This is a genomic window from Arthrobacter sp. M2012083, from assembly GCF_000281065.1.
Classification (GTDB): Bacteria; Actinomycetota; Actinomycetes; order Actinomycetales; family Micrococcaceae; genus Arthrobacter.
In genome coordinates this window covers 18,239-41,621 of record NZ_AKKK01000007.1, presented here as the reverse complement: position 1 = coordinate 41,621, position 23,383 = coordinate 18,239, and the positions used below count along the sequence as shown (strand labels likewise).

General features: G+C 60.3%; 17 protein-coding genes and 2 pseudogenes. 10 read left to right on the top strand and 9 right to left on the bottom strand.

Annotated elements, in window-relative coordinates; all coding sequences use genetic code 11:
- Positions 1 to 47 precede the first annotated feature (47 nt).
- Genes A477_RS0104785 through A477_RS0104765 form a run of 5 tightly spaced genes read left to right on the top strand, consistent with a single transcriptional unit; the run spans position 48 to position 7,175 of the window.
- The gene (locus A477_RS0104785; protein ID WP_237715725.1) at positions 48 to 1,850 is read left to right on the top strand and encodes a hypothetical protein; all 1,803 of its coding nucleotides are present in this window, start codon (positions 48 to 50) and stop codon (positions 1,848 to 1,850) included.
- 27 nt (positions 1,851 to 1,877) lie between these two features.
- The gene (locus A477_RS0104780; RefSeq protein WP_026005357.1) at positions 1,878 to 3,440 is read left to right on the top strand and encodes a hypothetical protein; all 1,563 of its coding nucleotides are present in this window, start codon (positions 1,878 to 1,880) and stop codon (positions 3,438 to 3,440) included.
- The gene (locus A477_RS0104775; protein WP_017197882.1) at positions 3,437 to 5,077 is read left to right on the top strand and encodes a putative type IV secretion/conjugal transfer ATPase; all 1,641 of its coding nucleotides are present in this window, start codon (positions 3,437 to 3,439) and stop codon (positions 5,075 to 5,077) included. Before A477_RS0104780 ends, A477_RS0104775 begins: the two co-directional genes overlap by 4 nt.
- Complete coding sequence (locus tag A477_RS0104770; RefSeq protein WP_017197881.1) at positions 5,074 to 6,798, top strand: TraM recognition domain-containing protein; 1,725 nt, start codon at positions 5,074 to 5,076, stop codon at positions 6,796 to 6,798. The genes A477_RS0104775 and A477_RS0104770 overlap by 4 nt, the downstream gene beginning before the upstream one ends.
- The gene (locus A477_RS0104765; RefSeq protein ID WP_017197880.1) at positions 6,795 to 7,175 is read left to right on the top strand and encodes a DUF4913 domain-containing protein; all 381 of its coding nucleotides are present in this window, start codon (positions 6,795 to 6,797) and stop codon (positions 7,173 to 7,175) included. The genes A477_RS0104770 and A477_RS0104765 overlap by 4 nt, the downstream gene beginning before the upstream one ends.
- Positions 7,176 to 7,342: 167 nt before the next feature.
- Here the strand turns inward: A477_RS0104765 and A477_RS0104760 are convergent, their stop codons facing one another.
- Positions 7,343 to 7,645 (bottom strand): DUF4193 domain-containing protein, encoded by a 303-nt coding sequence (locus A477_RS0104760; RefSeq protein ID WP_017197879.1) that lies wholly within the window; start codon positions 7,643 to 7,645, stop codon positions 7,343 to 7,345.
- 177 nt (positions 7,646 to 7,822) lie between these two features.
- Here A477_RS0104760 and A477_RS0104755 point away from each other — a divergent pair, with 177 nt between their 5' ends.
- Positions 7,823 to 8,875: a PDDEXK nuclease domain-containing protein gene (locus A477_RS0104755; protein WP_017197878.1), complete on the top strand. Its 1,053-nt coding sequence runs from the start codon at positions 7,823 to 7,825 to the stop codon at positions 8,873 to 8,875.
- A gap of 392 nt (positions 8,876 to 9,267) precedes the next feature.
- On the opposite strand, the gene A477_RS0104750 is transcribed toward A477_RS0104755, so the two are convergent.
- The 4 genes and pseudogenes from A477_RS0104750 to A477_RS0104725 form a co-directional block, all read right to left on the bottom strand.
- Positions 9,268 to 10,320 (bottom strand): alpha/beta fold hydrolase, encoded by a 1,053-nt coding sequence (locus A477_RS0104750; protein ID WP_083848013.1) that lies wholly within the window; start codon positions 10,318 to 10,320, stop codon positions 9,268 to 9,270.
- Positions 10,321 to 10,610: 290 nt separating this feature from the next.
- Positions 10,611 to 11,529: pseudogene (istA, locus tag A477_RS23660) on the bottom strand (IS21 family transposase); the annotation flags it as partial.
- 294 nt (positions 11,530 to 11,823) lie between these two features.
- A pseudogene (ppgK, locus tag A477_RS22010) lies at positions 11,824 to 12,492 on the bottom strand (polyphosphate--glucose phosphotransferase); the annotation flags it as partial.
- Between the two features lie 57 nt (positions 12,493 to 12,549).
- Positions 12,550 to 14,955, bottom strand: coding sequence for a bifunctional lysylphosphatidylglycerol flippase/synthetase MprF (locus A477_RS0104725; RefSeq protein WP_237715724.1), 2,406 nt, complete (start codon positions 14,953 to 14,955; stop codon positions 12,550 to 12,552).
- A gap of 520 nt (positions 14,956 to 15,475) precedes the next feature.
- Here A477_RS0104725 and A477_RS0104720 point away from each other — a divergent pair.
- Positions 15,476 to 16,420, top strand: coding sequence for an ABC transporter ATP-binding protein (locus A477_RS0104720; protein WP_017197871.1), 945 nt, complete (start codon positions 15,476 to 15,478; stop codon positions 16,418 to 16,420).
- Positions 16,421 to 16,422: 2 nt separating this feature from the next.
- Positions 16,423 to 17,256, top strand: a complete 834-nt coding sequence (locus A477_RS0104715) for an ABC transporter permease (protein ID WP_017197870.1) — start codon at positions 16,423 to 16,425, stop codon at positions 17,254 to 17,256.
- Between the two features lie 536 nt (positions 17,257 to 17,792).
- Here A477_RS0104715 and A477_RS0104710 read toward each other — a convergent pair.
- From A477_RS0104710 to A477_RS23955, 3 genes are all read right to left on the bottom strand, one after another.
- Entirely contained in the window at positions 17,793 to 18,698 is a 906-nt protein-coding gene (locus A477_RS0104710) for a carbohydrate kinase family protein (RefSeq protein WP_017197869.1), read from the bottom strand.
- A gap of 73 nt (positions 18,699 to 18,771) precedes the next feature.
- Positions 18,772 to 19,419 carry a uridine kinase family protein gene (locus A477_RS0104705; protein WP_202801617.1) on the bottom strand — a complete coding sequence of 216 codons (648 nt, stop codon included), beginning with the start codon at positions 19,417 to 19,419 and terminating at the stop codon, positions 18,772 to 18,774.
- A gap of 863 nt (positions 19,420 to 20,282) precedes the next feature.
- A complete protein-coding gene (locus A477_RS23955; protein ID WP_017197867.1) occupies positions 20,283 to 20,912 on the bottom strand; it encodes an HAD family hydrolase in 630 nt (209 codons plus the stop codon).
- A 552-nt stretch (positions 20,913 to 21,464) separates the two neighbouring features.
- Between A477_RS23955 and A477_RS22695 the strand changes: the two genes are divergently transcribed.
- Positions 21,465 to 21,767: an amidohydrolase family protein gene (locus tag A477_RS22695; protein ID WP_017197866.1), complete on the top strand. Its 303-nt coding sequence runs from the start codon at positions 21,465 to 21,467 to the stop codon at positions 21,765 to 21,767.
- A gap of 41 nt (positions 21,768 to 21,808) precedes the next feature.
- Here the strand turns inward: A477_RS22695 and A477_RS0104685 are convergent, their stop codons facing one another.
- Positions 21,809 to 22,510 carry a GntR family transcriptional regulator gene (locus A477_RS0104685; RefSeq protein WP_017197865.1) on the bottom strand — a complete coding sequence of 234 codons (702 nt, stop codon included), beginning with the start codon at positions 22,508 to 22,510 and terminating at the stop codon, positions 21,809 to 21,811.
- A 95-nt stretch (positions 22,511 to 22,605) separates the two neighbouring features.
- On the opposite strand from A477_RS0104685, the gene A477_RS0104680 reads away from it, so the two are divergent.
- Positions 22,606 to 23,382, top strand: a complete 777-nt coding sequence (locus A477_RS0104680) for an SDR family NAD(P)-dependent oxidoreductase (protein WP_017197864.1) — start codon at positions 22,606 to 22,608, stop codon at positions 23,380 to 23,382.
- Position 23,383: the final 1 nt, after the last annotated feature.

The window sequence follows — 23,383 nt, the reverse complement described above, 5'->3', positions numbered from 1 at the left end:
TCGGCTTCGGGGTAATCGCCGCCGGTCCTGCACAGGCAGCGGACGAAGTGAGCAAGTCAGAGAAATTGAACGCGGACCAACTCAAGCGCCTCGCAGGCCTGCCGGAGGATCAGAGAGCGAAGATCAAAGACCGTCTGAATCAGGAACTGGGCAAGTCAGCCTGCGCGGACATGCTGTTTTTCGGAGCCATGGGTGGGAGTAACTGTGAAAACGTTGCGGCCAATGCGTTCGGCACATTCTTGACCACGCCCGAGAAGTCCTTGGATTACGACGGCAGTAACACGGTTCCGTTCTGCGCTGCGCTGTCGGGAGCTGGGGCGCCTGCATCAGCCACGGCGTGGTGCGCCCAGGGGTCCGTGTTTAATGAATTCGCTCCCGTTGCTGGCGTTGTGATGCGGACGGTCATCTCGGCGATGCCGGGCGGCCAGGTCGTCCTGGGCACGGTCGATACCGTGGCGTTCATCGCTAACGCGAAGGACGGGTTTGAGAAGTTCGCGAACACGGTCAAGGCCGAGGGTGTGAAGTCCACCAACGAGGTGCTGAACAACCTGTTGAAGGTCTCAGTGTTCGAGGTTGATGATGGCTTCCGTGCCACGTGGGCGGTGTTCGCGGGGATCGGGATCCTGGTCATGGGGTTGGTGTATTTCAAGCTCTGGAAAGACGTCGCGAACGAAGAGATCGATATGGATTCTGCGCGGACGTCGCTGCTTTGGTACGGGCCGTTGTCCATGGTCTTGGTGCTGTTCGGTCCTCCTATCGGTTATGTGATCAACGGTTGGATGAGCGGTGTCACTGAAGGGATCACGTTCTGGACTTCCAGCCGGGTCACGGACTTCGGGGTCGCTATTTCCCGGTTCGCTTCCTATGAATCCAGCGGCGCGTTCGGGCCCCTGGCTGCGGTGCTGCTGTTTGGGTTGTTGTTCATTGCTGCCTGGGCCATGCTCGGGTTGCTCGCCTTGCAGCCGCTCGCCCTGTACCTGCTTGGGCTGGGCATCGCGATCATGGTCGGCTTCTTGATCCACCCGAAGTACCGCGAACGCGTGGGCAAGGTCGGCGCGCTGTGGCTCGGGATCTCCCTGTCGAAACCGCTGCTGCTCCTGCTCATGGGTGCAGTGTTCAGCTACATCGCCTCGCGTCCGGCGTTCGTCGGCGAGGGCGTAGACGATGGCATGGTGAACGCGACGTCAGTGTTCCTGGCCGCGGCCGCGATGTGTGTTCTGGCTTTCGCTCTGCCGATGCTTTACAAGTACATCCCGATCCTGCCGTCCTCCTCAAGCAGCCTTGGTGAGGGCCGTCAGTCCATCGCCGGACCAGCCATAGTCGCCGGGGCGGGCGCGGCAATCTCCTCGGCCATCCGACAGAAACGGACCGCGCAGGTTCAGTCCGGCACCACCGGCGGGCGGAGCGGGCGTCCTAACGGCGGTGCTCCTGCCACGAACGGCCCCTCTTCGATGACAGCGCAATCAGAGGGCCAGGGCAGCTCAGGACTTGGATCGAGTGGTCCCGGTATCTCCGGCCGCCGCAGCGCAGCTTCCAGGGTTCCCAACGAACAGGATTCTCTCTCCGGACAGGACCGCCAAGGCAGTCAGGCCCAAGGACAGGGACAGCCGGAAACTCGCACGATCGGGGAGCTGCAGAAAGCCGATCGCGCCGGAACCGGCGGCGCCAAAGCAGCACAGGCTTTGAAGACCGGTGCCGGGGCAGTGGGGCGGGGATCGGTGAAGGTCGCAGCCGGCGGCGCGACGGCGTTCCTGCTCGCGGGCCGGGAAGCTGCACGTCAGGCCTCCATGCGCGGCCAGCGCTCTGCCCGTTCGATGGCACCGGATACCGACCACATCAGTGGCCGGTAAGAGAAGTACGGCAAGGAGTAGGTAGTCATGGGAAGAATGGTTGTTGTCGGCGGTGAGGTCCAGAGCCGTGGCCTGTTCGGGGGAAACCGCACGGCACCGGAATGGATCGGCCTGTCCGCCGCCATCGGTACCGCGCTGCTGGTCCTCCTGGTCGGCGGCAGCAGCGTCGTGGCACTGATCCTCGCCTCGGTGCTGGTTCTGGCCGGGGTCATCCTGACCACGCCCAACAAGTTCTCCGGTCACCGCTCTCTTGGTGCTCTCTTCGTCGAGGTCCGGCACAAGAGGGTCCGCGCCAAGAACAAGTCCTTGGTCTACGTTCCGGTCAAGGACCGCCCGCAGACGCGGATGATCAAGGCCGGGAAGAAGGACCGTGACCGCGCCGACGAGAGCGGCATGATCGAGGTGCCCATCCGGCACAAGGACAACGCGCCGCTGATGGTTGGCACTGTCCGCCACTTCACCATCGAAACCCCGGAAGGGCCGTTGGTCATCTTCCGGCACCAGGGCAAGATCAAGAAGTCCTACTACACGGCAACGATGGAGGTCATGGGCTCGTCCTCCGGAATCCGGGAGGAATACCGGAAGGAATCAGGACATATTGCCCGTGGCCAGTACCTCGCCCGGCTGGCTCGCCGCCAATCCCTCATCACCCATATCCAGACGTTGGCCCGGGCGGTGCCGATGGACTCGGCAGACCATCTGCTGTGGGTCAAAAAGCGTGTCGCGCAGAACGTTCCGCGGATCCTGTTGGAGTCCTACGGTGACCTGTGCGAGACGACCCGTTCACGCTCCGAACAGCACCGCACCTATGAGACGTTCCGGATCCCCGGCTCCGCTGCCCTGTACCGGCGTGCGGAAGCCTACGGGTCAGGGGACGAAGGGATTGGTCAGGCGATTTATCAGGAAATCCGCTCCGTCATGGCCCAAGCGTCCATGATGGGCTCCATCACGAACTCCCGGCCCCTTGGCCCCCAGGCCATGGCCGCTCTGCTGCGTCACCTGCAGGACCCGGACTTCGATATCGACGACTACGACGGCGCCAACCTGATGGACTGCTGGCAGCACCTGGACGGCGCAGCCTCTCCCGTCTCCCTGGTAGTCAATGACCACTGGCACATCCGCACCGGCTATGTCCCGGCCTCGGCGTTCAGTCCCGCACCGATCCCGGTTGAGGCGTTGGAAGCGATCATCAGCGGCATCCAGCCAGCCGTGGTGCACTCGGTGTCAATGGTCATGGAGCTTGAAGATGCCCGCAGCGCCCGGTCGAAGGCCCGCTCCGATGCAGCGATGGACCGGGCCACAAGCAACGAGGTGGCCAAGTCCGGTGTCGTCACCGATGGCACCGAAGAAGTGTTGATGGGTGCCTCCACCCAGCGCCTCCTGGATCTGAAGCCTGGCTCCGGCCACCACGGCGCGGCCTACGGGCTGTATATCTCTTTCGCGGTGGAGGACGCGAACGAGATCCTGTCCACCACCGACATTGTTGAGGCAGCAGCTTCCGATGCCGGTATCGAGTTCATTGATTGGTTGGATCACCGCAACGACCTTGCCCTGATCACCACCATGCCGTTCACGAGGGGAATCCGATGAGCACCACGAACGAGACCAAGCGTTTGAGCCTGCCGTGGGCTGCCGCCAGCAAATCCAAGCGGACCATCAGGGCACAGGCCCGCGCCGGGAAGCTGGAACTCGAAGCAGCAGCAGCCGACACCACGGCCGAAGGATTGAGCCGCAGGAAGCCGCTGACAAAGAAGGCTGTGCAGAAGGCCGAAAAGAAGGAAGCCAAAGAGCGTGAGCTGGCCGAGGCCAAAGCGAACGCCACAACACGCTGGCATCACGATCGCAAGTGGGCGTTCGCGTCGAAGCTGGGGTTCTACGACCCGGCCGCACCAGGTGTGGCGTCTTCGACCCGGCAGATGGAGTTCTCGCATATGGCGATTGCGTCCCCGCCGACGTCGCACCGCGGGCTGGTGTTCGGCGTCGATGCCGGGTCCGGGTGGATGGTCGTCCACGACCCGTTCACCGCTTACGGTGACACCCTCGAATCCCCGAACGTCTGCTACATCGGTGACCTCGGGCAGGGGAAGTCCTCGGCCATGAAAACCTGGGGCGTGCTCCGTCAGCTGATCCTCGGCCGCCGCGTCGTGGTGATCGATAAGAAGTACCAGAAGGACGTCGGCGGCGGCGAGTACACACCACTGGCACGGAGGCTCGGCGTCGCTCCGGTCCGGTTCAGCATTGGTGGGGGAGGATCCCGGATCAACATCCTGGATCCCCGTATTGCTGCCCGACTGAATGAAGAGACCAACGACAGCGCCGAAGCGTTCCGCACCCCGGCCGGCCAGTCGATGCTGGTCCGTGCCGTGATGGAAGAAGCCCTCCGCCGGCCGATGACGCCCAAGGAAGGCAAAGCAGTCCGCATGGCACACCGACAGGCGTTGACGGATGCGAAGAAGGCCGGGGAAGTCGCGCACATCGGGCACGTCCTCAGAGCCCTTTATGCGCCCAATGAGGCCGCCGCGAAGGCTACGAACCTGACCGTGGAAGAGCTGCGCGGCTGGGGCCAGGACCCGGCCTTCGAGCTGGAACGCATGATCGAAGATGACCTCGCCGGCCTGATCGACGGGGAAACCAGCGCTGACATTCAGCTCAACGCCGGCCTGACGGTCTTTGACGTCTCGCTCCTGCCCGAGGACGGTCCGGCGCTGCCGATCGTCATGACGATCATCAACACCTGGCTGGCAAACACCCTCTACCGTCAGGAAGAAGCAGTCCCCACGATTCTGCTGATTGAAGAGGCTTGGCACACCGTCCAAGGCTCGGTGGCCACGGTGACCCGCCGCAACACCAAGCTCTCCCGCGCACTTTCCCTCTCGTGCCAGTTCGCGTTCCACCACATCTCCGACATCCCGGCAGACAGTCCTGCGATCTCCATGCTCAAGGAATGCGGCACAGTGCTTTTGTACAAGCAGCAAAAGAGCGCGGACGCGCTGGCCTGCGAAGAGATGTTCACCCTCCCCGTCGGGACGGCCGAGGTCATCACGAAATTGGTCAAGGGCACGTGCCTGTTCAAAATCGACCAATACGATCCTTTCGAAGCCATCCACGTCCGCAGCCCTTTGGAAGTCGAACTGACCGACACGGACGGGGCCATGAAGTCCACCTCCACCATTGCGTTCACCGAAGAATCCAGCACCGACGACGCCATGGAGGTCATCCGGGCATGAGCAAGCAAACCTCAACAGACACCCTGATGAAACTGGGCCTCGCCGCCGTCGTTGCCGGTCTGGTGGCCATTGCTTGGGTCGCGGCCTTCCTCGGTGAGTTCCTGACCCCGACGGGGATGCCGTGGACGAACGTCACGGAGTTGGTGGCGCGCTTCAAGGAAGGCACCTTCGCCTGGCCCGGGGCTGCGACATGGATTGCGATCGTCCTGGCGCTCATGGCTCTCTTCGGTGTAGCGCTCCTGTCCGCCGGCCGTGGCGGTACGGGCAGTGCAGCGCAACGTGAGTTGGGCAGCCGACTCGCAACCGGCGCCAAGCTCGCCCCTCTGATGGAGAAAGAGCGGAAGAAGGATGCCGCACAGTTGCACCCGAAAGCCGTGGGCCTGCCTCCTGGCCAAGTGTTGGGCCAGACTGCTGCCGGGAAAGCTGCCGTTCTCTATCAGGGCTGGCGGGATCTGGGTGTCTGCATCATGGGCCCTGGCTCCGGTAAGACATCCTGCTTCGTGGTTCCTCGTCTGGCAGCAGCTCCCGGCGCTGCACTGATGACCTCGAATAAGGTTGACGGCGTTGCACAGGTCATCGCCGCCCGCCACCAGCTGGGAACGGTCTGGTTGTGGGATACCGGCAAGATCTACCGGCAGTCCGACAAACCGGACTTCATTTTCAACCCTCTGTCGGAAGTGAAAGGCACCGAGGATGCCATGCGCCTGGCGTCGTGGATCATCACAGCTTCTGTGAAGAACAACCCACGTACCGAGAGCGAAGCGGCCGAGGACGCCCAGTTCGGCCCCGCCGGTGAATCCTGCCTGGCGTGGACTCTGCTGGCTGCAGCCCTGACCGGGAAGGCCCTGGGAGATGTCCATGAATGGATCTCCAAAGGATCGTTCGAGAAAGTCAGCAACATCCTCGCCGACCACTACCCCCGCCCCGCTGCGGAGATGAGGGGCTTCGACAAGTGGCCCGACCGTACACGCGGATCCTTGGTGGCCACCACACAACGCATGTGCCGCGACCTGGTGCACGACGCCATCCTGGCGTGGACCACTCCCACCCCGGGCATCAGGAACTTCGACGCAGCCAAGTTCATGGAAGGCCGCCAGACCATGATCCTGCTGTCCGAGCGTGGCCCCGGCGGTGCCGGTGCTGTTCTCACCGCGATGATCAAAGCCATCTGTAACGCCGCCGTCCGCGGAACCCCCGGCGAAGCACGGCTGACCATCCCCCTGGTCGGCGAGCTGGACGAAGTAGCCAACATCGTTCCCTGGCCTACCCTGCCCCAGGACTTCAGCCATTACGGCTCCCGAGGCCTCTGCTTCACCCTTTACCTGCAGGGCTGGTCCCAAGGCTGCGGCGAATGGGGCACCAAAGGCATGCAGACGTTATGGCAAATGTCCGGAACCCGGTTCGTGGGCAGCAACGAAGAAACCGATTGGACTGAAGGCCTGTCCAAGGCGATCGGCACCTACCAACGCAAGGAACAAGGCTCCGACCGGAAGGAACGCCTGCCCAAGGTCAGTGTGCAGGATTTCGCCGACCTGCCAAAGTTCTCCGGGATCCTCAGCAGCAGCGCTGCCCCGGCCACCTTGCTCCGGCTCACCCCCTGGCACAAGAACAAGGAACTGAGCAAGACCATTGAGGCCGGCATGGCGGCCGCGACCGCCATGGCCAAGGGCGAACCCCAGCCGGCCACGGATCCCGTTCCTGAAAAGCAGGTCACAGCATGAGCGACACAACTGCAGAAACCCCTGAACTGAGCGAACAGGAACTCATCGATAACTTCGTGCACTGGGTTGAAGCCTTCATCCATGACATTGAAGCCGTTACTGATGATGAGAACAGCCGGTACTGGTGCTCGCAGTGGTGGAACCACCCCGAAGCGGTCACCAGGCTCCGCGCCCTGTACGAGGAGTACGTCCGGGCCGAAGCCGAAAACACCCTCTCCGGCTGGTTCGTCTACCACTGGGACGCCCACTCCAGGACGCTCTTCTCAGCCACCGGCCCGTTCGAGCTGTGCCGGGAAGAGCACCGCTTCTTCAACCGCCAAGACACATACACTCCACGATTGGTGACAGAAGCCGTGCCCAATTGCTGGGCACCATGAGGCGGACACCAATCCGCGGGGGACAACGGCGAATACTTGGGCAGGAAAACTGAGTCGACAGACTACATGGCCGTCCGGGACCCCGAGACGAAAACCCCGATGTCCGAGATCTAGCGACCACTGACCCGATTTCTCCGACGCCGTTCAACTCGCTGTCGTACCCGGCTTTAGCCCTCGCACTCGATGCAGTACGAGTGGCCGTTGGATTCACGGGCCAGCTGGGACCGGTGCCGGACCAAGAAGCAGGAATAACAGGTGAACTCGTCCTCTGCCTGGGGAATGACCTGAACGATGAGCTCTTCGGAGACAATTTCTCCTCCGGGCGTCAGACCCTCATCGAGGGCATCTGCCTCGTCCAATTCGGTGACCACGCTGCGGGCATCAGGCGCGTTGGCTGACTTCAGCGCCTCCAGCGAGCTGTCCTGAGACTCCTTGACGTCGGAGCGGAGATCGTCGTAATCAGTTGCCAATTAAGTGATTCTCTTTTCTGGTGTTCGGTTCAGACGACACTGCAACGCGCACCACCGCATCATTGTTCCCACGGAGAAATGGCCTGTGGAAGAGACATAGTCGGCGAAATCAATTGTCCAGACGCTGTCTGGACAATTGAGTCTTGAGCGTCAGTGGCAACTATTAGGGTGGAGTGCATGACTGACGCACGCGCCCTGGCCCTGCCCGCGGGCTACACCGATCTTTTGGCCTCGCTCAAGGAACGTGTCCGGTCCGCGCGCGCAACGGCCCTTCGAACGGTCAATACTCAGCTGATCGAATTGTATTGGTCCATCGGCAGAACGGTGTTGGAGCGCCAGCAGGTCGAGCAATGGGGGAGCGGGGTCATTGGGCGTCTGGCTGAGGACCTCCGGGCAGAGTTCCCCGAGATGAAAGGCCTGTCACGGTCCAACCTCTTTTACATGCGGGGCTTCGCCGAAGCTTGGCCGGAGCCAATTGTCCAACAGGCTGTTGGACAATTGCCGTGGGGACACATCACGGTGCTGCTGGACAAACTGGACAATCGACGTGACCGGGATTGGTACGCCGGCGCCGCAGTTGAGCACGGATGGTCCCGCAACGTCCTGCTGAACATGATCATGAACCGGACCCTGGAAAGGACCGGCGCGGCGCCGTCGAACTTTGTCCAACGGCTTGTTGGACAAGATTCCGAGCTAGCCCAGCAGGTCGCCAAGGACCCCTATAATTTCGAATTTCTGGGCCTGTCAGGTGAGGTTGCCGAACGAGACCTGGAACTGGCGCTGACCAGCCGGATCACTGAAACCCTGCGTGAGCTCGGACCCGGATTTTCATTCGTCGGCCGACAAGTCCACTTCGATGTTGACGGCGACGACTACTACGTCGACATGCTGTTCTTCCACATGGACCAGAACCGATACGTGGTTATCGAACTGAAAACCGGAAAATTCCAGCCCGAGTACGCCGGCAAACTGAACTTCTACGTCGCCCTCGTCGATGACGTGCTTCGCCGTGAGCACCACAACGAAACCATTGGCATCCTGATCTGCGGCACCAAAAATGACCGAAGCGTCAGGTACAGCCTTGGCCGCTCCACCTCTCCCATGGCCGTCGCGGCCTACACCTACGACAAACTCCCGGCAGCAGAGCAAAAGGCCCTGCCCAACGAAGGACATCTCGTCGCGGCCCTCGAGTGGGCAGAACTTGACGAAGGAGAGCCGCAGCCCGGCTAGGCACTACCCGAAAAACGAACCAGGTTCGGCAGAAGCTGATGGCCAAGTGGCAAACCAGATTGTCCAAAGAACTTTGGACAATTGGCCTTAGCCACCATCGTCACCGGTGCTGCACCCCGATAACGCCGATAAGTGCCCATATGTCGCGTAGCCAGCTTCGTTTCTGCATCCACAGAAGACAGATGAGATGGATCAAAGGACCCACCCTAGCTGACGGTTTGTTGAGTGAGGGTGTTGGCGAGGCGGTAAGAATCAGTGCCAATTTCGACAATGGTCGATGAGGTCTGGCGCGCATCTCCCCGGTTCACAACGAGAGCGTCACTTCTTCGGCTGCATGGGTCGACTGGAGGGCTGTTTCAGCGACCCGCCGGACGTTGGTCAGAAACGGTTCGTCAGCGCCCGTGAGCCGCGAGGAAGGATTGGATCTCGGCTGCGATCTCGGTTGATTTCGTGTGGTGAAGGTAATGGCCCGCGTTCACCGGCACGATGCGCGTCAGAGTTGAGGCGGCGACATAGTCGGCGGCAGCACGCTGCAGCCACGCGGGAGGCTCCCCGTGCTCTGCGGTAATGAACAAGAGGACCGGCGTGTCGGCGGGGAATTCGAGCTCTGCAGCGTCTAGCACGGATTCTGGGACTCGGGCAGATTGATCCATCACATTGCGGCTCAGCCCAGTCCAGTTCGTGAACATCTGCTGTGCCGCGAGATTGGACCTCGAATAGCCGTCGGCGCTGGCAGCGCCGGAGGTGAGTTGGGGGTCTTGACCGAGTGCGAGCTGGATCGGGCGCGCCCACCCCATTGCTGTAGCCCATCCGAGGTAGGCCGGGATCGGTGCTTCGATCGTGCTGTCACTGGTCTTCGGCGCGAAATCCTGGGCACGTGGCAGCGTCGGGTCCAACCCGATCACGGCTGCTGTGTCTGCTGGAAAATCTGTGGCGAACTGCTGCGCGTAGAGGCCGCCGATCGAGTGGGCTGCGATGACGTACGGTCCGGGCACTCCGGCACCGATCAGGGCGTCATGAATGTCGAGCGCAACATTGCTTAGGGTCATCGGCCGGTCGTTGCTGTCGCTCCAACCGTAGCCGAAGGGCTCGACGACGACCACTCGGGCTGACTTCGCCAGTGAATCGACCAGCGGTTGGAAGTCGTAGTAGGGGCTGGACGTCCCGAGTCCTGGAATGAGAACGATCGTCTGCGCTCCGCTACCAGATGAGGCGACATGCATCATGCCGTCGCCGACATCGACGAGAACACCGGGGGCAGGAATCGCCGAGCGTTCTTGCGCCGTCATCGCAAGGTCAGCGACTTTGACTCCCAGAACAATTGCCAAGAGGATCGCTGCCGTCCACCCTGCGCGGTGCAGTACTCGTCGCCAGAGCTTTCGATGAGGACGCGGGCTCCGAACGGCGTCGGAATGGTGAGGATGTGGAGTTGTCGAATTCAGCATTCATTCAGCCTTCCATTCCTGTGTCAGACGCACGTCATACCCAAGTACCGGTTGCGGGTCCCGGAGCCAGCCCTCAGGCTGATCGGACCGCCTGGACAGCTCGATGCCTTGTCAATGCCGATGAAAGAGGCAATATCTGTCTGGATACGGGGGCCGCCCGGAACTCCAGCCAGAGCGCGCCGGTGAGTGCAACGAACCCGCCATGAGTCACTTCCAGCCGCCCGCAGCGATTGCTGCCTGGTTTGATGCCCTTACGGGTCGAAGGTTTCCGCCGGCAGGGGTGACAGCTAAGGCTGTTCAACGACGAAGTCCTGCCCGATGGTTCTCAGGCGTTGGGAGATCCTGCGTGCGTCTTCTTCCTCGTCCCAGACCCTGAATTTGTCGTTGAGCTCAGCCAGGGTCTTCACGACCGGGACGGGGGTGAGGAAGTTCCGGTGGAACCCGCCTACTTCCCCTTCGATTCCGCCCTTTCATGAGCGCCAGCGATTTCTGGTTCGCAGTAGAGGGCATCGAACCCAAAGTGCGATTTGAACAGCACCCAGCGCTCGTTCTCCACGCGTTGCCGACCAGCACCACAGACGACCTTCGTCAACGCCGAGGTTGTCATACCGGATACGCCGGACAGGGACGCCGCCAATAGCGTTGAACGCTTCGATGTGGCCTTCCAGGAGAGCTTCCTGAGCGCAGGTCGGATAAATCCGATGGACGGGCTTCCCGGAGTGGCTGAGCCGGAAAGCGAACATGTAACAACGAGTCCGTATGCCGTCCAAATCCACCCACACATCACCGAAATCAACCTCGGCCTCTGCGCCCGGGGCGTGTTCCTGCGGCACTAACGCTTCCACGGGCGAGCTCCCGGACTCGCCCGCGATCGACACCCGTCGGGCTTTGACGTACTGGCGCACCGATGAATACGAAATGATCGCGTGGTGTTCATCAACCAGACGGTCAAAAACCCGTTGTGCGGTATGGCGCTGTTTCCGTGGAGCATCCAGATCAGCAAGCAACATCGCATCAATGACCGGATTCAAAGACCAAGCTTCGGTGCCCGACGCGCCGGCGTCTTCCTCTCGGGAGGCTCTGCGGCCGCCAATGCCTGACGAACCGTTTATCGCGCAACCCATGCCTTTTTGCCGGGGACCGGATCGACATCTCACGAACCCTCGCCTCCCGGCGGATGCTCGCGAACAGCTCCACTCTCAACTCCATCACGGCCTTCCACTGTTGGGAAAAGCACTCTGATGGACCAACAGTGGGGGGCTCAAACGAAACTGCGATTAATCAACCGGCGAGCCGTGAAACCGCCTGAGGTGGGCTCAACTCCAACTGCTTAACCGGTCTCCACTCCAACTGCCATATTCAAGTGCCCATATGTCGCGTAGTTAGCTTCGTTTCTGCATCTACAGAAGACGATGAGGTGGATCAAATGCCCATGTAGCGTTTATTCGGTTCCGGGAGTTGGAACAGCCATCGGATTGGGCCTCTTGCCCTTGCCTGCGGGACTTAGACCGGAACTGCCAGTTGGGGGTGGGTTGTTGCTGCTTGCATGGCGGCTCCGTAGATTCCGGCTTCGTTCCTTAGGGTGGCTGGGACGATGGGGGTTCGTAGGTTGAGGTGGGGAAGGTATTCGTTGGTTCGTTGGGAGATGCCGCCGCCGATGATGATCAGTTCGGGGGAGAAGATGAACTCGAGTTCGGAGAAGTAGCGTTGGAGGCGGACGCTGTATTCCTTCCAGGTGAGTCCTTCGCGTTCGCGGGCTACGGCGGAGGCTTTGATTTCGGCGTCGAATCCGTTGATGGATAGGTGGCCGAGTTCGGCGTTTGGTACCAGTTGTCCGTCGAAGATGAGGGCGGATCCGATGCCTGTGCCGAGGGTGATGACGAGGACTGTGCCTTTGGTTCCTTTGCCTGCGCCGCAGCGGGCTTCTGCTAGGCCTGCGGCGTCGGCGTCGTTGATGACTGAGACGGGGCGGTTGAGGCGTTCTGTGAAGAGGGTGTTGATATCGAGGTCGATGAAGGCTTTGTCCATGTTCGCGGCTGATCGGGATATTCCGTGCCTGACGATTCCGGGGTAGGTCACTCCGATTGGGGCGAGCTGATCGACCAGGTGTGTTCCTGCTGTTAGTTCGTCGGTGATGTGCGCGACGACTTCAGATACTTGTTCTGGGATTGCCCAGGGGGATTACCGTGGCAGGCTGAGGGCGTATGAGAGGGGATGAAGTCGTGGACGCTAGACAACAGGTTCTTTGGCCATCATTTGCTTCACAATTGTGGTGCCCTGCTTGGCCGACAGGCCGGGCAAGTACGCCGCCGTGATCGCCAGACCGATGAAGGGAAGGGCGAGGGGGTCCTGGTAATACATGTATAGGGTGCGGTACTCGGGCTGGAAGCGGGACTTGAACTTGGAGAGCGACTTAAAACCGTACATTGGTTCCAGCGCGTCCCGGAACATCCCGAGTATCTTAACCACCGCGGGTGCGTCTTCTTCGCTGCTCCCGGTGGGATCGCCGAAGTCGGCCAGCGGGGACCCTGAAAGGGAAATCGTGGGCACGTCGGTTTTGAAGTGCGTGACAGCCGATGCGATGAGGAACTCCATGACGCCCTTGAATCCTGTGGTTCTGCGGCGCATGAAGTCCAATGTCCAGCTTGTAATGTGCCCCTCGGTGTAGACAGGCAGCCAGCTGGTGACGCCATGGACTAGCCCTTCCCTGTCGACGGCGACGCAACATAGGACATCTTCGTCCTTGAGTTCATCGAGACCGCCCATGGTGAAGCCCATCTCGGGCAGGGATTTATCGGCTATCCATTCCTCAGAGATTTCTGCTAACTGGGCGCGCAACCGTGGGGGCATGGTGGGGTAGCGGTGCCATTGGTCTTTGATGCCGAGCTTGTCTGCTCTGTTCAGAGCCGTGCGTACGTTCTGCCATTCCCTACCGTTGAAGGACATGTTCTCGATATTCAGCAGGGTTTCTTCGGCGACCTCCAATGCGTGGAAGTCCATGCCCTCCAAGGAAACACCGAGATCTGATGAAGCGGAGTAGAAACACGGAGTAAGGCCCAGCTCCAGGCTATAGGCGACGAAACTGCGCGTAGCCTCGATCTGTGCCTCGGGTGCTCCGAACGGCCCGGCGACGGTAAGCGCGACTCCGTTGTGGAGCTGGTACGCGACCCCTGCCTGGCCGTCCGGGGAGAACCAATACCTGTTGTTGCCCCACAGGGCCATCCAGGACAAGGATCCGCCGCCACGCTTGAGTAGGGTCCTGACCTGGCCCCTCTGTTCGTCACCGCCCCGACCACCGAGGTTGAAGAGTATGAAGTTGCGGAACGCCAAAATCGCGAAGACCATCCAGATCACTGCGCCACCGAACCCGTAGATCAGTGTCGTCATGAATCCGAGGGGGAGTTGGACATGGAACGGCACCGGGAAGGGAATGACTACGTGTGTAAGCTGAAGCAGAAGATCACCGAGGGTTCCCCTTTCCAGGTTTCCTTCTGCGCACCAAAAAATTGTGTAGGCGGTGATGACGGCTGCGGTGAGGATAGCCACTGCCTGGAACATCGACCGTGTGGCTTCCGGGCCAGAGCCGGCACGGAATCGGCCCCGGGTAATTAACAGGAGTGCACCGATGGCTGCCGGAATCAGCGCCGCAGGCAGGACGTAAAGCATTAAAATCCCGGATGACTTCTCAAGCCCGGAGGAGATTAGGAACGCCACGAGTCGCATCAGGACAACGGCGGAGAAAATCACGTTGATCACCAATGCGATCCACAGTGCAAGCCGGCGGCCGCGGCGCAGGCCTTCGGAGCACAACAGAAGCAGCAATAGCGGGATTATTGACAAAATCACGGCCCCTGCACTGTTGGTGCCCACCGTGTCCTGTAGGTCCACACAACTGGAATCACCGCCGCACAGCTCCTTCATTTCATCGGTATCGGGCGGGTTCTGTAGCGATAGCGCCCCCACCGTTGACAGGGGCCCCATCGCGAAGCTACTGGTCAACTGGGTCAGCAGTGGCCCTACAGCGAAGACGCCGACAATGGTTGCGATGAGAAACCGGCTCTCCCGGGGAGACGAGAACACCCCGGCTTTCGTGGTTTGCCGGTCTCCTGTTCCCAGCATCCTGCCACCTAAGACACCCGCCAACGCCCCGACCAGCAACTGCAGCGATTGGGCAACCCCAACGTAGAGGGCGAACATGACTGCCAGAGCCAACAACCATGTCCGGAGTCTTCGCCGCCACAAAATGTTCAATGAGGCGGTAGCGGCGCCCAACGCCGCTGCCGTCCCGCCATACGCTCCAACGACAAAGTCCCCACTGAAGTAGCCCACCCACTCGTCAGCACTGGAGGTTCCCGCTAGAAACAGACCAATTAGGGCCAGCGAGCTGAGTACGCATCCGGCCAGGAAGGCGAGAAGGGCCTTCCATGGTCCGATGAGGTGCTCCGCGATACCTACACCCACGACAACGACAACGATTTGAATAAGGTAATCCAGCCACGAGGTGGCAAAGAATGCACTGGTGACCAGCGCCCACCAACTACTGGCAGGATCCGTAGCGACGATGCCTACCATGGCGAGCAATGCCGGAGAGGGGCCATTAGCCAGCGAACCGGTGGAGACCGCCAGAAACAACACGAATGCGCTGAGCGTTGACGTAACCGGGGCTCGCCTCAGTAAAGCCCCAACCGGATTGTTCCTGAATCGGTCGTCCTTGCTGGCATTCATGCGGTATTAGGCCTTTCGACGATCGGCAATGGGTTCGGGCCGGAAGCCGCGCAGCCGGCTGTTGCAGAGAACCGGCATCGTGGTCACGAAAGTCCTGCGCCTGAGCACTCCGAGAAAAAATTGAGAAAAATGGAGCTTCAATGTACTCCCCTTCCATCGGATGGATATAAAGAAGGGCTTTCCCAGCATCCATTTTCTCATCCGAAATATCTGAAATGTGCAGGCCTAACAAAGAATTAGCGTAGATTCGGTCAACCCCATCCCGTGGGATTGGTCCAAGGCCTTTTGGCATCATCCCGGGGTACTAGAGGGCTGTATGAGGTTCATCCCTAAGCCCGATGGTTGACGTTCTTTTCGTGGCTAGCGTGGTTGGTGCAGTCAAGGATTTCATTTGGCACACCCCTGTGCTCCAAGAAGGGAACACTCATTCATGATCGAAGCAAAAGGCCTGACAAAGGCCTACGGCGAGAAGACCGCCGTAGGCGGCGTCAGTTTCACCGTCCAAGCTGGTCGGGTGACGGGCTTCCTTGGCCCGAACGGTGCCGGCAAGTCAACCACCATGCGCATGATCATGGGACTGGACGCTCCCACAGCGGGCTCTGTGACCGTGAACGGCGAACCGTTCGCCCAGCACAAGGCACCGCTCCGCGAGATCGGTGCCCTCCTGGACGCCAAGGCTGTCCACACGAGCCGCACCGCGTACAACCACCTTCTAGCCATGGCGGCCACGCACAGCATCCCCAAGAGCCGGGTCCGTGAAGTCATCGAAATGACTGGCCTGGGTGATGTCGCCAAGAAGAAGGTCAAAGGCTTCTCGCTCGGAATGGGCCAGCGCCTCGGAATAGCCGCCGCGCTGCTGGGTGATCCGCAGACCATCATCCTGGATGAGCCGGTCAACGGCTTGGACCCCGAAGGTGTCCTCTGGGTCCGTAATCTGGTCAAGCATCTGGCTTCCGAAGGCCGGACGGTCTTCCTTTCCAGCCATCTCATGAGCGAGATGGCACTGACGGCAGATCACCTGATTGTGATCGGCCGAGGCAGAATCATCGCCGACGCACCCATCGCCGACATCATCTCGGGGAACGGCGAGACCCGGACAAGCGTCCGCACGGACCAGCCGGGACGGCTCATGCAGCTGCTCGCCGGAAGTGGCGTTTCCGTGGAATTCCACGAGCGCGACCTGCTCAAAGTTTCCGGACTGGATCCGCGCGGCATCGCCCGGACAGCCCTTGACAACAAGGTGCTGGTCCACGAGTTGACGCCACACCGCGCCAGCCTGGAAGAGGCTTACATGGAACTGACAAAGGACGAGGTCGAATACCACTCGCGCGTCACCACCGGGGCCTCGGTTCCCGCCCAAGCCGGAAGGAAGTAGTCATGAGCACCGCCACCGTGGAGCGAAACTCCGTCGGCCTTGGACCGGCATTCCACCGGGTACTGAACTCGGAATTCATCAAGTTCCGCACCCTGATGTCCACGCTGATCCTCCTTGCCTCCACCGCACTCGTCATGGTGGGCTTCGCAGCTCTCACAGCGTGGGGAACAGGCGCCGAGAAGGCTTCCGCCGACCCTGAAACCGCAGCAGCCCTAGCTGCCCAGGGCGCGAGTCTTACTGTAGGCATTCCCACCTCCGGTATCGCCTTTGCCCAGCTCATCCTTGGTTCTCTGGGCGTCCTGCTCATGAGCTCCGAGTTCACCACCGGCATGGCCCGCTCCACATTTGCTGCCGCGCCCAAGCGCATGGTGCCGTTTCTGGCCAAGCTCATCGTAGTCATGGTCAGCGCCTTTCTCCTGACTGTGATTTCCAGCTATCTCGCCGGCTTGGTGGCACTCCCCATCCTGGGCAACTACGATCTCAAGCTGGACCTCAGCAGCTCGCAATCCGTCAAGCTTTTGATCGTCAACAGCATCTATGTAGCAGTTGTGGCAGCTATCGGCATGTCACTTGGAACAATTGTTCGCAACTCGGCCGGCGGCATCATGAGCCTGGTAGGTCTATTCTTCGTGGCACCGCTCGCCTTCCAACTCATCCCCGGAAGTTTCTTCAAAGAAGCCAATAAGTACCTGCCCACAAGCACTATTGGCCCGCTAACCGCCGTCGAACATGTTCCGAACACACTTGAGGCGTGGCAAGCCGCCCTGGTGCTGGGTGCCTGGGTTGTGGTCCCAGTGGCCCTTGCCCTGGCGCTGCTCCAGAAACGCGACATCTAAAGTACAGAGATGCCTCTCCCGATACGGGACACCCAGTGGAGGAGGGCACATTAGTGAACGCATCGGGTTGACGGCGGCACGCTGCCGTCAACCCGATGATTTTTGGGAGCCTCTCCGGTTGCACGGATAGTCCTATGGTTCGATTGAGGGCGTGAACGAAGGGCCGGCTGTGCTTGAGGCTCAGGGCGTCGCCTGGATAGCAATTCAGTAGGGGCGACTCCACCAACGCAGTCTTTGCCGTGAACGCCAGAATGAGGCCCGTGAGTAGACGGGGGTTTGAGGCGGAACGCGTCCTTAAGGCCGTCCAGCAGGGGTGACGCCTTTGCCCTCGGCACACTCTAATGGCTGGCAGACAAGCGTCCCGGGCTATCGGAGAATTGCCACCCTTTACAGTCCCGAGCTAGCGTTCGGCTGCGGCGCGATTGGCAAATTCGGCAGGTGTGCTGTTGAGCCGAGCTTTCACGGCTGCTCCTTGATGACTGCTTGTCTTTCCATTGGGCGACTCCATTTTCCGCACAGGCGACATAAAGAGAGAGCTATGGATTAGCGGAGGAGACCACTCTAGAGATTGAGCTCCAAGGTGAATAGGTGCCCCCAAGTACTGGGTGCATGTGCATGCTCTCAATGGCAATTCGGGCCTGGGCGGCCGCCAATGTGAGCGCATCAGCAACGGCAGCGCCGTGCAAGGTGGATGCCAGGAAGCCTGCCATGAACGCGTCCCCCGCGCCGTTGGTGTCCACCACTTCTGCGGGCATTGCGGAGACCTCATGCCGCGTCCCATCCGCCTCCATGGCGATTGCGCCGTCGGCGCCGCGGGTGCACACCGCCAGGCGAGGACCCCTTTCGAGGCAGCTGCTCAAGAGCTCCCAAGGATCCGCCGTGCGGTCGTCATTCATGAAAACGGCATGGGCAGCACGTAAGAATGGCTCGTGGAATGTCGAAGATCCATCGTAGTCGTGGAGGTCCACCCAGAGAGGCGTTCGCTGGACCTCGCCGCTTTCCAACAGCAGAGCCCCGAGTTCGCTGAGGTCAATCACGGCAACATCGGCCGTTGCCACCGCGGCTTCGGCCGTTCGAAGCCCCTTTGGAGTCGGCGTCGACGGGACCGAAACGTACAGGGATACCCGTTCGCCGTCGTCGGTCATGAGGTTGACATGGCGTTCAGTGTGCTCGGACCATATCTCCTCGACGGTCACCCCTGCTGTGGCAAGTGCGTAGCGGACCCGGCTGGCCTCATCGTCCTCTCCCAGAGGGGAGCACAAGCGCACGCTGACGCCAAGGTCCGCAAGGTGCAGAGCCTTGCCCGCCGACGTTCCGCCCACGGTCTGCCATGATCGGCGCGCGAACTGCATGTGGGCGACCGGCTCAGGGAGATGGTCAAGGAGGATGAGATGGTTCCACGACGAGGGACCGCAGAGCGCAACAACGTGTTTTCGAGTCATGTGACACTCATTCCGTGACGAGTCTTTGGTTCATCAGTGCTTTGGACCGGAAGTTCCCCTGATTCCAGCGGTCCTAAAGGCTGACTTCGTCCAGTAGTTCCTGATAGCAGGCTGGCGAGACGGCATGGGCTGTGAGAATGAGATCAGCTCGTTCCCAAGGCTTGTCGTGGTCGAGGAACGGGAATTCTTCGGCCATCCATTCCTGCTGGAGTTCAGGGGTCACTTCGCCCTGCTTGGCACGTTCCGCTTCCCGGCGGTTTATGAGGGGAAGGTCTGTTTTCAACCAGATTGAGTAGTCGATGAAGGGCATAAGCTCCAAACGCGAAGCGCCCACTCCTTCGATCACAAGGACGGCAGTTCCCTTTGGAACATGGATCGCTCCCGTTCTGCTGCGTTCCTCCCAGGCTGGCGGGCGGTAGGACACTTCTTCTCCTCGCAGGGCTGGCCTCAGAACGCCATCGATGAGGAGGTCCGACCACCCAAAGAACGAATGCCACCACGCCACGTCATCTGTTGCTACGGCAGCCCATCCCTGCTCGTCAGCTAACGCTTTGGCGAGTGTGGACTTTCCACTAGCACTTCGTCCATTGACAGCGACGACGAGGGGGCTTTCCGCTTCCCGCTTCCTGTTCAAGCCAACGGATGCCCGTTTGAGGATTAAGGAGCGAAGCGCAGAGGGACGCAAGGCACCACCGGTGGGGATTGTCAGTGGTAGTTCCATCGGGCGATCTTGAGGGTGCAGGGCGGGTTTCATGAGGTGTCTTTCCTTCGTCGATGGGGGCTGCCAGTGTCATTCCGACGATGCTGGCGCGCCCATTTGGGGTCCGGTTCTGCGCGGCCGGACGTGGTCAAGGCTGAAGCGGAGAGCCCGATTTCAGTCCGATGGAAGCCAAAGCACATCCCATGGGCACTCTTTGATGAGAAATCATGCGTACGCAGTGTGGAAGTCTGACACGGGCCGCTTATCGGCAGGTGCGTCGGAGGTTCAGTCGATTGTGGTCTCGCTCAACGGGCCTCAGTTTGGTTCAGCAGGGAAGTGTGTTTTGTAAAGGCTGTGACGGGGAGATGCTCGCTGGGCAGGAAGCGACGGGCAGCTGGTTCCCATAGCACGTCCCATCTGGCTTCCTCTGCTGGGTCGTTCGGAGGCGGATCGGTGGCGGCTGGTCTTGGGTCCAAAGGTCATCTAACCTTTCCGGCGGTTGGCGGGGTGGCGTGGCGACCCAGACGTACACAGGTACAGACATGCAGTTTGTAATTAATTTTGAACGAAAATTTAGTCCCTAAATCATTATGTGACCGTTTCTTGGAGGCGTCAAGACCCCCCGAGGGCGATTCGCCGCGCACCAGCGCCCTAGATCGTCGATGGGGCAGCCTCACCGACTCACTCACCCGATATGCCTGACGCCAGGCAGAACTAACGCGGAGAAAAATCGGCGTTCGGTGCTTCGAGGGTTTTGCTAGAGGTCCCGGAGGAAGCTTGCCGCCATCGTGCCCCCATAGCGCAGCTAAAGATCGGACCAATGTGAAGCAGATCTATTTAGGGCCGCGCGCCCTTCGTCCACGTAGGTCGCGTCTGCCAGTACTTCACTGCACGGCAAGTTGCTGGCACTGTCGAAGCAGCGTGTCGCTGTTTCTGTCGTATTGGTCAACTCGGATGACCTGCATACCTGCTGCGATTGCGGACTGTTGGCCAACGTCGCTATCCTCGACTGCGATACAACATTGAGCCGGAACTCCTAGCTTTTCGGCAGTCCGCAGATAAACATCCGGCGCCGGCTTAGGACGAGCAACCTCGTCCGCTGCCGTACTGGGTAGCTCCGGGAGGCGCGGATTGGTCAACATCAGAGAATTGTTCACTCTGGCCCTGGAACTGTTTGTAGCAATCCCAACAGGGATGCCTTGCAAGCGGAGCCACTCGACAGTCACGCGGGCATCACGAAAGGTTCGCAAATGCTTAGCCATGCCGGCCGAAAGGGCATCCATGTAGCATCGCGTCAGTACTTGTGGTTCAGGCAGCGCTGGCCTGGTTGCAGCAAAGTGAAGCGCGCACTCTCGAGAAGTCTTACCAACACTCCACCTCGCCTCCGGCGTCGTCAGACGGCTACCGAAGGACGCAAGGGTATTGGCCCAAGCTGCTTCGCAGAGCGGTTCGCTATCGATCAGAGTTCCGTCCAAATCGAAGATGAAGCCTGTCACAACCCCTCCGTTTCTCATAAGGGAACGCTCCTTGTGCATCCTAATCATTCGCTATTAAATAGATTATAATTTATCTATAATATATGAAGCGGCGCTTTGTTGCGTTGGTGGGTATAATGCCATTTCCGCGGGCATCGGTCTCGCCGCCGGCCTGCTTCCTGACTGGGTACTCACCGGCACGCCGGGGGAGACCGCTCGGCTACTCGCGGAGCCAGCCGTGCGGAAAATTGTGAGGCAGGACTCCGATCGGTACTGGCGGTCCGTCAACAAGGGCCAGCGACACCGTATTGTTCTGGGCACGGCACCAGGCTCAGCCCCATTCGAAGGCCTATCCTTCCTACAGTTGTCGGAATTGACGGCATAGACGAGTGGGATGTCTTCTTCGATATCCTCTGCGCGGCGGGTTCTGCCATGGACCAAGTGCAGTTCACTGGCGAGCTCTTCACCAAAAAGCACCTCGCCGAGGCGATCAGCCACCCGCTCTTCCTGCTAGGCGTTGATGCCTAGACCAGCACCAAATCCGGTCCTCTCGCGGGCAAAACACAGCACCCTCTCTTCTTCCACGGGCATATGCATTACCTGTCCCACCACGTGTTCGAGCGCAAGGCGCTGACTTTCGCAGAAGCCATCCACAAAATGACCGTCAGTGTAGCTGAACACTTCGATATAAAGGGCAGAGGCTTCATACGTCCTGGATTCTACGCGGATATCGCTGTTTTCGATCCCGAAATCCTGCGAGCCACCGATACCTTCACCATGCCGGAAACATACGCCCAAGCGGCACGGTGGGTGGCCGTCAACGGTGAGCTCGTCGTTGACAACGGCGGCCACACGCACCAATTACCGGGCAGATTCCTTCCCAGGGCTTCCTAGGCTGCGCTGGTTATGGCGGCGACAGTTAGGAAGCTCCGGATCTAGTCTTCCGTGACGTTTTGTTCTTCCATCAACAAAAGCCTCTGGGCGCTTCCGACGATGTGATCCTCCACCCGATCCCTGATGAGGTCCCTGTCGTTCGAGCGAAAGACGTCAACGAGCTCCTGGTGCTCCTGGGGGATGGCATGTATGGCACTGTGGCGTGCGGAAAGCTTGTAGATCTGCATTCTGATCCTGGGCTGAACGTTGTTCCAAATCTGCAGAGCATGGGTGGACTGCGCAGAACGCACCAGCGTCTCGTGAAATTTCAAGTCAAGGTCGTTCACGTCTTGCAGGACACCGGCGTTCGCAGCGCGGCGCATCTGGTCAACGATGCCCTGTAACACTGTCAGTGTTTCCTCCCGCCCTTCCAGTTGCTCCGCGGCGTAGGTCTCAATCGCCAGGCGTACCGGAAGAAGAACACCCAAAAGGTCAACGGGGGTTACCTCGCCGACGAACACCCCCCGGTTCGGGATATGGACCACAAGACCTTCGCTTTCGAGTTGACGAAGCGCTTCGCGCACAGGCCCTGGGCTCACAGCAAATTCCTGGCCGATAAGATCTTGCTTCAACTGTGCCCCCGGTACCAGCAGGCCGCTCATGATGTCCTGACGCAAATAGTCGACGACCTGATGGCGGCGCGATGACACCTGCGGGCGTGGCCGGCCACTCCGGACCTCCGCCTCAGCTGATTCAGTAGACATGCTCCCCGCTTCCCTCTTTTGTTCCATGATACCCGTTGACAGATTATAAATAATCTATAATTATGGTTTTATTCCGTTTCCTTCGAGGAGAACTTATGAACAGCAAGACCATCTTGGTGACAGGCGCCGCTAACGGGATTGGAGAGGCGGTGTCACGTCAAGTAGTTGCTGCGGGAGGCGCGGTTGTTCTGGTGGACCGCGACGCCGACGCGATTGCGGCGATCGCAGCAGACCTTTCGTCCGGCAGGAGACAGGTCCGTCCCATGACCTGCGACGTCAGCAACGAGACTGAGGTCAAGGAGGTCTTCCGACGACTGCACGAGGAGGGCGTCCACATAGATGGATTGGTTACCGCGGCCGGAATAGACATCGGCGGGGCGGCGCACGAACTTTCCGTCGAGGACTGGCGCCGCGTTATGGACATCAATCTGACGGGCTCTTACCTCTTCTGCCGAGAGCTCCTGGGGAGGCTCGTACAGGAACAACGTCCGGGATCGATCGTGCTGTGCTCCTCTCCGGCCGCGTCAGTGGGATTCGCGGCCGGAGGCGCGACTGCCTATTCCGCTTCAAAGGGCGGCATCTCGGCCATGGTGCGCAGCCTCGCAGTGGACTATGCACAGTACGGCATACGAGTAAATGCCATCGTTCCCGGTCCCACGGAAACGAATCTGATGTGGGCCGCTGTTCCCGAAGACCAACGCGCCGCAATGCGGAATCAAATTGCACAAGAGGTGCCTCTCGGACGGATGGCATCCCCGGACGAACCCGCACGCGCGGCGCTATGGCTCCTTGGCAGCGATTCCTCTTACGTCACCGGGTCCCATCTCGTATGTGACGGCGGGGTCCTCGCTAAGGCTTCGATCAGTGTCTAGC

Excerpts from the sequence above, each read along its gene's own strand:
- A477_RS0104780 (WP_026005357.1), top strand. The coding sequence starts at position 1,878 with ATGGGAAGAATGGTTGTTGTCGGCGGTGAGGTCCAGAGCCGTGGCCTG.
- A477_RS0104775 (WP_017197882.1), top strand. The coding sequence starts at position 3,437 with ATGAGCACCACGAACGAGACCAAGCGTTTGAGCCTGCCGTGGGCTGCC.
- A477_RS0104770 (WP_017197881.1), top strand. The coding sequence starts at position 5,074 with ATGAGCAAGCAAACCTCAACAGACACCCTGATGAAACTGGGCCTCGCC.
- A477_RS0104765 (WP_017197880.1), top strand. The coding sequence starts at position 6,795 with ATGAGCGACACAACTGCAGAAACCCCTGAACTGAGCGAACAGGAACTC.
- A477_RS0104755 (WP_017197878.1), top strand. The coding sequence starts at position 7,823 with ATGACTGACGCACGCGCCCTGGCCCTGCCCGCGGGCTACACCGATCTT.
- A477_RS0104750 (WP_083848013.1), bottom strand. The coding sequence starts at position 10,320 with ATGCTGAATTCGACAACTCCACATCCTCACCATTCCGACGCCGTTCGG.
- A477_RS0104720 (WP_017197871.1), top strand. The coding sequence starts at position 15,476 with ATGATCGAAGCAAAAGGCCTGACAAAGGCCTACGGCGAGAAGACCGCC.
- A477_RS0104715 (WP_017197870.1), top strand. The coding sequence starts at position 16,423 with ATGAGCACCGCCACCGTGGAGCGAAACTCCGTCGGCCTTGGACCGGCA.
- A477_RS0104710 (WP_017197869.1), bottom strand. The coding sequence starts at position 18,698 with ATGACTCGAAAACACGTTGTTGCGCTCTGCGGTCCCTCGTCGTGGAAC.
- A477_RS0104705 (WP_202801617.1), bottom strand. The coding sequence starts at position 19,419 with ATGGAACTACCACTGACAATCCCCACCGGTGGTGCCTTGCGTCCCTCT.
- A477_RS23955 (WP_017197867.1), bottom strand. The coding sequence starts at position 20,912 with ATGAGAAACGGAGGGGTTGTGACAGGCTTCATCTTCGATTTGGACGGA.
- A477_RS22695 (WP_017197866.1), top strand. The coding sequence starts at position 21,465 with ATGCATTACCTGTCCCACCACGTGTTCGAGCGCAAGGCGCTGACTTTC.
- A477_RS0104685 (WP_017197865.1), bottom strand. The coding sequence starts at position 22,510 with ATGTCTACTGAATCAGCTGAGGCGGAGGTCCGGAGTGGCCGGCCACGC.
- A477_RS0104680 (WP_017197864.1), top strand. The coding sequence starts at position 22,606 with ATGAACAGCAAGACCATCTTGGTGACAGGCGCCGCTAACGGGATTGGA.